This window comes from Crenothrix polyspora, assembly GCF_900163755.1.
GTDB classification, from domain to species: domain Bacteria; phylum Pseudomonadota; class Gammaproteobacteria; order Methylococcales; family Methylomonadaceae; genus Crenothrix; species Crenothrix polyspora.
The window spans coordinates 1-9467 of sequence record NZ_FUKI01000061.1; the positions used below are offsets into that span (position 1 = coordinate 1).

Annotated in this window: 9 protein-coding genes; 1 reads left to right on the top strand and 8 read right to left on the bottom strand. The window is 41.4% G+C overall.

Features of this window, described 5'->3' with window-relative positions; all coding sequences use genetic code 11:
- Positions 1-92: 92 nt before the first annotated feature.
- A complete protein-coding gene (locus tag CRENPOLYSF2_RS03910; protein WP_087142657.1) occupies positions 93-428 on the bottom strand; it encodes a hypothetical protein in 336 nt (111 codons plus the stop codon).
- 40 nt (positions 429-468) lie between these two features.
- Positions 469-1236 (bottom strand): hypothetical protein, encoded by a 768-nt coding sequence (locus CRENPOLYSF2_RS03915; RefSeq protein WP_087142658.1) that lies wholly within the window; start codon positions 1234-1236, stop codon positions 469-471.
- Between the two features lie 557 nt (positions 1237-1793).
- On the opposite strand from CRENPOLYSF2_RS03915, the gene CRENPOLYSF2_RS03920 reads away from it, so the two are divergent.
- Positions 1794-2405, top strand: a complete 612-nt coding sequence (locus CRENPOLYSF2_RS03920) for a Uma2 family endonuclease (protein ID WP_087142665.1) — start codon at positions 1794-1796, stop codon at positions 2403-2405.
- A gap of 271 nt (positions 2406-2676) precedes the next feature.
- Here CRENPOLYSF2_RS03920 and CRENPOLYSF2_RS03925 read toward each other — a convergent pair whose 3' ends face one another.
- From CRENPOLYSF2_RS03925 to CRENPOLYSF2_RS03950, 6 genes are all read right to left on the bottom strand, one after another.
- On the bottom strand, positions 2677-3573 hold the full coding sequence (locus tag CRENPOLYSF2_RS03925; RefSeq protein WP_087142659.1) for a hypothetical protein: 897 nt from the start codon (positions 3571-3573) through the stop codon (positions 2677-2679).
- Positions 3574-3800: 227 nt separating this feature from the next.
- Positions 3801-5729 carry a protein-disulfide reductase DsbD family protein gene (locus tag CRENPOLYSF2_RS03930; RefSeq protein WP_087142660.1) on the bottom strand — a complete coding sequence of 643 codons (1929 nt, stop codon included), beginning with the start codon at positions 5727-5729 and terminating at the stop codon, positions 3801-3803.
- A 52-nt stretch (positions 5730-5781) separates the two neighbouring features.
- On the bottom strand, positions 5782-6993 hold the full coding sequence (locus tag CRENPOLYSF2_RS03935; protein WP_087142661.1) for a DUF3570 domain-containing protein: 1212 nt from the start codon (positions 6991-6993) through the stop codon (positions 5782-5784).
- 56 nt (positions 6994-7049) lie between these two features.
- Positions 7050-7262, bottom strand: coding sequence for a DUF4266 domain-containing protein (locus tag CRENPOLYSF2_RS03940; RefSeq protein ID WP_087142662.1), 213 nt, complete (start codon positions 7260-7262; stop codon positions 7050-7052).
- Positions 7263-7271: 9 nt separating this feature from the next.
- Positions 7272-7775 (bottom strand): TlpA family protein disulfide reductase, encoded by a 504-nt coding sequence (locus CRENPOLYSF2_RS03945; RefSeq protein ID WP_087142663.1) that lies wholly within the window; start codon positions 7773-7775, stop codon positions 7272-7274.
- Between the two features lie 292 nt (positions 7776-8067).
- On the bottom strand, positions 8068-9081 hold the full coding sequence (locus CRENPOLYSF2_RS03950; RefSeq protein ID WP_087142664.1) for an ethylbenzene dehydrogenase-related protein: 1014 nt from the start codon (positions 9079-9081) through the stop codon (positions 8068-8070).
- Between the last annotated feature and the right edge of the window lie 386 nt (positions 9082-9467).

The window sequence follows — 9467 nt, forward strand, 5'->3', positions numbered from 1 at the left end:
TGGCCCCACGGTAGCAAATATATATCAACTTTCCTATGGGTGATAGCCGCTCAATGTGAGTAAAAACATTGATATTTGTCGTAATTACCGTGCTAAATGTTTGGATCAAGACAACCTTTTTCGATGGTAACAATAGCAGCAACGTATTGCCATATTTTATTGTCGGAAACAACACCCCAAGTACCAATTGAAGAGCCATTTGGCACTGAAGCGTTTATGTTTATTTCACCAGCGAGTTTTTTGCACTGATTATCATTAGTTACACCTGGCAAGCCAGTTGTTGTGCTAATTGAACCTGCTGGACAAGTTCGTACTGTTACATTTCCGCAATTATTAGGAAGTGCTTTGCTCATTGCAAGAGTAGAGAATCCCATCAATTGAATTATGGTAACGGCTATTAAAAATGGTTTTTGTTTTTTGAATATCATAGTTGTATGCCTGTATAAAAAATTGAAGCGGTAGGGTTTATTAAAAATGACACTGAGCTGGTGTTACTGTGTCAACAGCAATCGGGGCAACTCGTTGATGTGCTTCTCTATCCCAAGCATATCCCCATGGGGCATTACTATCATAACCATTAGTATTATTCCCACCTCCTATTTTAGTTCCTCTTGCTGGTGGTATTATTGATGGCAACAAAGTGTATGCTACCGCCAATTTCATACAATGCCCTTGAGTTGGCAAGGTGTCATAAGGAAGGGTAATCATAGACGCTACACCACCCATATTAAATGTGGAAGGATTAGTGACTGGAAGGGAAAGTGAGGCTACTAGATTAATCGAACCAGCGGGGCATACATAAGTTCTTACTGTACTTGCGGGAATATTGGTCAAGATACCAAACCAATGGGAAGAGCGCCAGCCTGATGTACCTACGGATGACCAAGCCCTTATAGTAGAGTTGTTAGGCTGTCCAGAAGCACAAGCGGCATTGGCAACATCTTGACGATTCTTTCCACCTGCCCAATCCGTTACCCTAACGTTACATTCATTTTGATTAGCATTGCTTTGAGCAAATATACCACCCCAGCCGCTTCCAACCGTCTGGGATATAAAATCATTGCCAGGCGTTCCTCGTATAACACCCCAACAATTCGCGTACCAAGCATGCGCTGTAGATGTTACCCCTGTGAGTGAAATAATGGTAGCCGCTATAAACACTGCTTTTTTTACGTTGACAGGCTTTTTTAAAGACTGTTGTTGCGATCTAACTGGATTTAAATTTCTTTTCGACATATTTTTGAAATTCCTTGTTATATAAACTCAATGAGCACAGCAAATATTGTGAAATACCGCTTAAAAAATAATAATATTAATTAGACTGATACAAACATACAATCGCGATTGAGGTTAAAATTTTATCCAAAAAACCCAACCAAACAATATGTCAAAAAGTTGTACGTTTTTAATCAGAAAACAGATGGTAATCTGGTCATTATGAACGTAAGCTGAACAAAACTTGATTATGCTGTTTATTTTTACGAAATAATTTTTTAATGTTATTTTTCATTAATTTAAATACAATAAATAATAAATCAATAAAAACAATCAGTTGATCATACGCAAGGGATATAATTTTCAGTAAAAACAGTATTTAGTAAAATAACTTGTCGGAAAAAATATCCCGCTTGTGTGAACTTAATAACTGATGTTACGCACCGACTACGAACTATCAATAACTTACAGTTATTTTTTGCTTTGTAAGTCATTGATTCTTCGTTTGCCTGCGTAACATCAGTTAATAACACGTTTACTTTATGGTTATAAATGCCATACAAAACAGGATTGAACACATGCCAAAAATTACCGAACTATCACAATTAGATTTAAACAAAACCTACAGTTATGCCGATTATTTAACCTGGCAATTTAGCGAAGCGGTTGAGCTAATCAAAGGCAAAATTACGCTGATGTCGCCTGCGCCAAATGTGAAGCATCAAAGTATTTCTGTAAATTTAACAACCTTGCTGCATAATTATTTTAAATATAAGAAATGCCGGATTTACGCTGCGCCCTTTGATGTACGTTTGTACGATCGCAAGAAATCTATGTTAGCCAGTAAAGACATACACACGGTAGTGCAACCCGATTTATGCGTGATTTGTAATCCTGATTTATTGGATAAGCAAGGTTGTAACGGTGCGCCCGATTGGATCATTGAAATTGTATCAAAAGGTAATTCCAAGCGGGAAATGAACATTAAGTATGATTTGTATGAAGAAAGCGGGGTAAGCGAATATTGGCTGGTTTATCCAGAACAGCAAGCAATTCATCAGTTTGTGTTGGATGACAAGGGGCGTTATCAATTAAAACGCATGTATGCAGATGGCGCTGCCATACCCATGTTATTCCCCGATTTAGCCATCGATTTGGCTGAGGTTTTTGAAGATTGGGATGATGAATAATTGAAAAAGACCCTGTCAGGTTTCTCGCTGGTCAAAAACAGGTTACTCACTTAAGGTGGGACACGCTGCAAGGCTTAACCTGATACTGCCCCGCCTTGCAGCAAGCGGGGGTGAGCTAATGATTGTAGACAAATACAGTAAAACAGAAGAAACCGTTCAGAAATAGAAGTAATAACGGGGCAGCGCCGTTCCGCTGCAAGTGAAAGGTTACCCTCTTAAACTCGATAGTTTTTTGTCTTGACTAAGGGATCCACTTTACCGTGAGTAAGAATTATTGCAAACAGGTTTTAGGTGCTAATTTAACAGGACTGGTTGCATTTAAACCCTCGTATTCCAGCTTAACCGTACAAGGCACTGTCGCTGCTTTAAAAGGCACGGTTTTTTTCCAATTGCCGCTAGCATCAACCGTTAAATGCGATGCTGTCCCTACAACCAATCCACTGTTAGTTCTCATATTCAAATAAAGCGCTTTTAATGCTGCCGCACGTTGCGCCGTAGTTAAGCCATTTTTAAAAATAACGGCACCAGCAAGAGTAAGTGTGTTATTACTCCACTGTGCGCGTTGTATTTTAAATTGATTGACATTTTTAGTCGCCGTCTTGCGAGCAGGCCATACATTGATCGTCGCAGTCACTGTATTTGACAATAACGTGCGTCCCGTACCTTTTTCTTGTGCCGTAAAATTAACCGTATAGGTTTGATTAGCTTGTGCGACAGTGGGTCGCCATTTAAAATCAATAGCGGGTAAATTGCTCGCTATATCGGTACGCTCCTGCGATAGAATTGCGCCTTTAACCGGCAAAGCGTTAGTCGGCGTTGAAATATTGACAGTAAACATGTCATCTTCTGCATCAGAAACCAATAACGGAAGCACCAGTGGCGTACCGCCCACAGTTACATCCCAATAGGTATTAATGGGGTGCAATATCGGCTTACTGTCACCAGACTTTATAGGTGTTGGGTGTAAAAATGCCTTAAGCCCAGGCAATCCACCTTTAAACGCATCAAGAACACCGGCTTTAAAACCAAAACCGAAATCATCTAAATGGCAATTTGTACACCCTGTCGCACCGGCTGGAATAACAAATTCCGGTTTTGCTAAAACATCGCTTATACCGCTTATCGATCCTATTACCAAGGTGGCAACACTGAGTATTTTTTTATTCATCTACAACATCTCGCTTCTCAAAAAATATTTTGGCTACCCACACACGGGATAAGATAATACGACTGAGGAACGCGCACGAAATAACTTGAGCAAGTTCATGCTTCGACAGGCTCAGCACGAACGGTGGTGGCGTTTAAGTTGTTCAAGTTATTTCATGCACGTTCCTGAGGTAGACTGAGTTCGTTACCTCAGCCTACCTACACTATTGCCTTAAGATAGTCGTATTTTTAAACTGCGTCACCATCCAGTACTGATACCATTTTCTCAGTGGCTTTATAATCAGTCCCTGACCAGGTCACTTTGCCATCGGGTGTTAAAATAGCAAAATACGGCAAGCCAATTTTTAATGGACGGTGTTCAGGATCAATGCGGAATTTTTCAAAATCAGGTTCTTTATCAATCAGCTTTACCGCAATCGCTTTTTCACGTAGCGCTTGATTTAAACTCTCATTACTGGCGGCCTCCTCTTTAAAAGCAGTGCAGTTAGCACACCAACTGGCATAAAAATCAATGAAGATCGGTTTACCGGTTTTTTGTGCTACTTTCTGCGCTTCAGCAAAACTTCTGTACCAGGTAATACCGGCTTCTTCATGTGCAACGCGTTCATTGCCTGCCATTGCCACAGCCTGTGTACTGTTACTGGCCAATGCGCCGCCTGCTTGCGTAGTCTTTATAAAGGGTAAATTTCCCATACCCGATGCCATCAACCAGCCACCAATTAATAAGGTAATAACACCACAATAATGGTGCATTTTTTCATTCGGCATGGCATCACGCGGCAACAAACTTAACACATGGCAATGCACTACAGCAATCCAAATAGCGACCATGCCAATTGCTAACGATACGGTCACAGCAGGATCAACACCCAATACACCCATGCCTTTAGCAAAGTAGATATAGGCAAAATACAAAATCATAAAACCAAAGGCGTATTTGATTTTATTCATCCAGTAACCGGCTTTGGGCAATTTTTTAAATTTAACCACGCTGACGATAAAAAACGGTAACGCCACGCCCAAACCAAAGCCGCCCATCATAAAACCACCCTGTGAGGCGACTAGCAATTTATCCCAAAAGCCCATGCTCTGATTGACCAAGGCCAAGGCATCGGCTTTGGCGGCGATGTTATCAGCCACTTGCAACAATAACGCGAATACAATTGGCCCTACACACGGTGAGATAACCAAGCCTGCCACAGTACCCATCATCCATGTGCCACCCAAGCCATTAACACGGGTAGTTTTTTGATCTAACGTATGCACTTCGTTTTGCATGAAGCTAAGCTCGTAAAAGCCCAATAAAGCCACCGCAAAAAACGCAAAAAATACCGCAAACGCCAAATTAACCGCTGCTGATTGCATAAAGGTATTGAATGCACCACCGGTCATCCCTGCCAGTAAGCCCAATACAATATAAGTACCGATCATACCCACCATGTAGGCACCGGCATGGTGTTTTTCTTTGTCTTTTTTGCCGTTAGCGCGATTAACAATAAACATCGAAGTAATCGGCAACATCGGGTAAACACACGGTGTCGCAACCGATAACAAACCGGCAATCAACATTAAACCAAACATAATGAAGGCATTGTCTTTATTGGTTTTAAACAAAGACAATAGTTTATCGGTAAAACTCAACGACTCCTGCTCTACAGGAGGCGCAACTGTTTTTGTAACAACGGCTACTAGCGCAGGCAATGGTAATTCTGCTCGGGTGTGTTGTGGACGAAAACACACATGCGTCACGTCATTGCACAGTTGGTAATCAATATCTACAGCGGTATTTGCAACAGTCACCGCTTTACCAACTTGCGCCAGTGATAGCATAAAGTCACCTTGCTCACGTAACACGGTGGCTTTCACTTCGGCATCATAAACACCGGCTGGTTTTTCTATTTTATCGATCTTGATGCCTGCGTTAGCAAGCTTCGCTTCGCTATCAAAGGCAACCGGTAGATAGATATTTTCCGTACCCTTATCTAAATACGCATGATGATCTTTAGGAATCGTCAAGGTAATTTTATACTGCGTCGGCCAGGTTTTTGCATTAATGACATTAACACCCACTTGCGCGGTCGGTGCTTCGGCAAAAACAATATCTACCCACAGTAAACTCATTAAAAACAATAAAATAATGGGTAAGGTATTTTTCATCACATCAATCCTCATAGCAACACACCCTTAAACCGGCAACGTATGCGCGGGTCTAAAACTTTAAATTAAACGAGCCGGTAATTAAGAAATAATTAAAATCGGCAAAATTACTGGCGTTATTACCGCCTAATTGCAAACCGGCACTGTGGTTATAATACTCCCCTCCTAGCTGAAATTTTAAATGCGTTAACGGGGTTAAACCAACAATCTCTTTGCTAACATGAATACCCGCTGTCACCGCACCAAAACCCGCCAATCGGTAATCGCTGGAATACACGCCTTTTTGCAGTGCATCACCATTACCCACCGCTTGGTAAAAATCTGCCTGATCTTGCGAATAATAACGCACGCGTGGAATAATCTGCCAGCCATCCCCAACCGGCTGATGCCAGCTGATTTCTGCGGTGTGGGCATTAACGCCCCAGCTGTCGGTACTAAAACGGTAATCGACATGTAAAGCGGCATCATTAAAATCACCAAAATGCCGAATATACTGGGTTAACCAGGCAAATTGAAACTTGTCGCGTGGCCTGGTATCCGGCCTGGAATCAACATATAACCCGCCATCGTAAAAGTTAACCATCTTATACGGGTCAGATAAATAACCGCTGCTGTAGGCAAAGGTAACGTTGCTCAGCATTAGGCTGTCTTTATTAATCACTTGCGAAAAACCCAATAAATATTGCTGGGTGGTTTTACTGCCTTTTAGTGCAGGACGATCCGTAGGATCGATCTCATCAAACGCCACTGACGCGCTGAAATTAGCCATAGTGAGTTTTTTATTAAAATCTTTACTGAACGCAGTGCCTACATAACGCGAGGTGTAATCATTTTCTCTGGAAAAGCCGCCGTTTAAATTAACTGAACCACTGTCAAAAAAATAGGTTATCGACGGTGCGATGCCGTCGCGGCTGTCGCAAATGGATTTACCGCATTCGCTGGTTAAAGCTTTTTGTGATGCGCCACTGATAACTTGTTTAATCTCACCATTAACCAATGCGTTATTTTTAGGTGATGCCCCGGCCACCACATCTTTTACCAGTGCTACCGATCCTGTCATCGATTTGCCTATGGGCGCTGACAGCGCAGCTTCGTAGGTGTTAACATCAATGCGCGAGCTACTTTCAGAATAATGCCCGTATTGAAAATCAGCGTTATAGCTTTCTTCAACACGGCCTGCCTGTGCTGTTTGCATTAAGCCTGGCAACGCTAACGCCGCCACACTTAAACAGGCAACAAAACTAGATTTTTCCTGATTACTCACCCACATCCCCAGCTATAAAAGTCTTATTAAATCGGTCTATAACAGCGTTATTGCCATCAGTTACAGCCACAACCACCTCCGCCGCCGCCATAGCCACCTGCTGCTGCTTCTTTACTGAATGCGGTGTGCTGTCTAAAGCCAAATTCTAAAGGATCAGGTGTAAAAGCCATTTGCGGCAGCGCCAATGCGCCACGTTGCCTTGGCATTACTTCCGTACAACCGCTGAGTAACACAGCACTGATAAACAATAACCCGTAATATAGCTTCATAAATAACGCTTATTTTGCCAACAATTCGGTGATTTTTTGTTCTAATTCATCAATATCAGTAGCGGTAAAGCCGTGGTGTATTTTTTGCACTACGCCTTTTTTGTCGATAATGAATGACGTTGGCATAGACTCAACCACATATTTATCTGCCCATTCGCCTTTGCTATCGTGTAACACGGTAAAACCAACAGGGATTTCTTGAAGAAATTTTTCCGCCTTGGTTTTATCTTCATCGACATTAATTGCGACTACTTCAAAACCTTTGGCTTTCAGTTTTTCGTGCAGTTTATTTAATAACGGAAAAGAGGTACGGCACGGCGCACACCACGAGGCCCAAAAATCTAAATAGACCACCTTGCCTAAATGTGCTTTTAAAGCAGTCGGCTGATTTTTTTGCAAGCTTGGCAGAGTAAATTCCGGTGCAGGCTGACCTACTTCGACGGCATTAACGCTAAACGTTGTTGTTAATAATGCCAGTGCTAATAACGGTATTGTTGTCATTTTTGATTTCATAATTTTCCTTTAGTATAACAATTAAATTAAACGTACTTTGGCACGTCTTGTGGGGTTAAAAAAAGATCGGGTTACTCCAAACACCAGCATTGCACATGATGTGTTCTCACAGTGAGTTATGTAACCCGATTGAATGGTAAACCTAAATTATTATATGGCACTTACCATGCCATAAAACAATATCCTACATAATCAATATAATAAAAAAAATTACTCTATAAATTGCGGGATATGCCACACGTTTACACTTTTTTGTGCCATATCCCACAGAATTACCCTGTGTAGATACAGCCTATTTAAACGTTAAGACCTGTATGCCAGCACTGTAAGCATGACGTACTTCGGAATTATCAAACGCCGCCACACCAAAAGCATAAGATTTAGCTAAATTATTAAATTGCACATCAAACTTGCTGCCTGTCACGCGCTTACGAGCAAATTCGTAAGTCCATACACCGTTCTTCCACAGCATTTTAGCAGCTATATCACCTCTATCGCCTTTAACAGGGGCGACGATAATACTGGGTACTGTGTCACCTGCTTTGTACTTGGTGTTATCGAAAGGCACTTTTTTGGCATTTAACAACCAATACGGCGGCGCTACTTTATTACCCAATAACGCATACATTGGCATAGTCTTACCAGCGTTTTCATTATCGGTATAGCCACCACTGATTTTTGGATCGGAATGACGACCCGCATCCGCATTAGCAGCACTAAACCGAGTGCTGTCGATATATTGGTCATCGGCTTGACCAACGGGCGCGGTACGTACACTTTTTATATGCCACATGTCTAAGGTTTGGCCGGCCTTAGGCGTATACATATTACCGTAAGGTTTTTTCTCGCCCAAATGACACGCCGCCGCGCAGCCTTGTGTTTCAAATAAAGGTGTATTGATATTCCATATTAAAGACAGTCGATCTTCGTAGTATTTGTTTTCATCCTCATCAGCATTGGGTGTTTTAAGCTTTTTCCAAGACCCATCAGCTTGTTTTTGCCACGGATGACGCATTAAACTTTGGGTAGGATCTTTATATTGCGCCAAAAAATACACCATTGTGTCGGTGTATAAAGCTTTTAAAGTGACGGTGGTTTTACCACCGGGTAAATTTTTTCCACCGCCAACAGCTACAGTAACCGCAGTGCCTTTACTCCAAACGGCATCTACTGTGCCATCTACTAAGGGTACGTTTGCTGTTTTTACTGCCACCAGCGGATTAGCCGCATAAGCTTGCTGCATGCCTGTTATTAACACAGCACCGCCCAATACAGCGTACCCCATACTTAAAAATTTATGATTCACAATAGACTCCGATTTTTTTTAGCGTTATCAACAATATTTTTATCCATCCGCTAAGTTAATGCTTTATTGGTATGGAAAAGCTCAGTTATTTTCAAAAAAATGTGTTACGAATAAACAGGTTTTTTTCAAAAACAGAACTAATTATTGTTGAGCATAAATCGTGCCTAAACTTAACATATTGATTACATATGAAATAACATATTATCTACTACTACCGGCATACCAAATTTGCAGTCACTGCAAATTTGGTATGCAAAAATAGTATGACTCTCATTAAAACGGAACAATTATTTACAAACAACATCTAATTACAGCGTTTTCAATAGGAACGTGCATGAAATAACTTGAACAACTTAAACGCCACCACCGTTCGTGCTGAGCCTGTC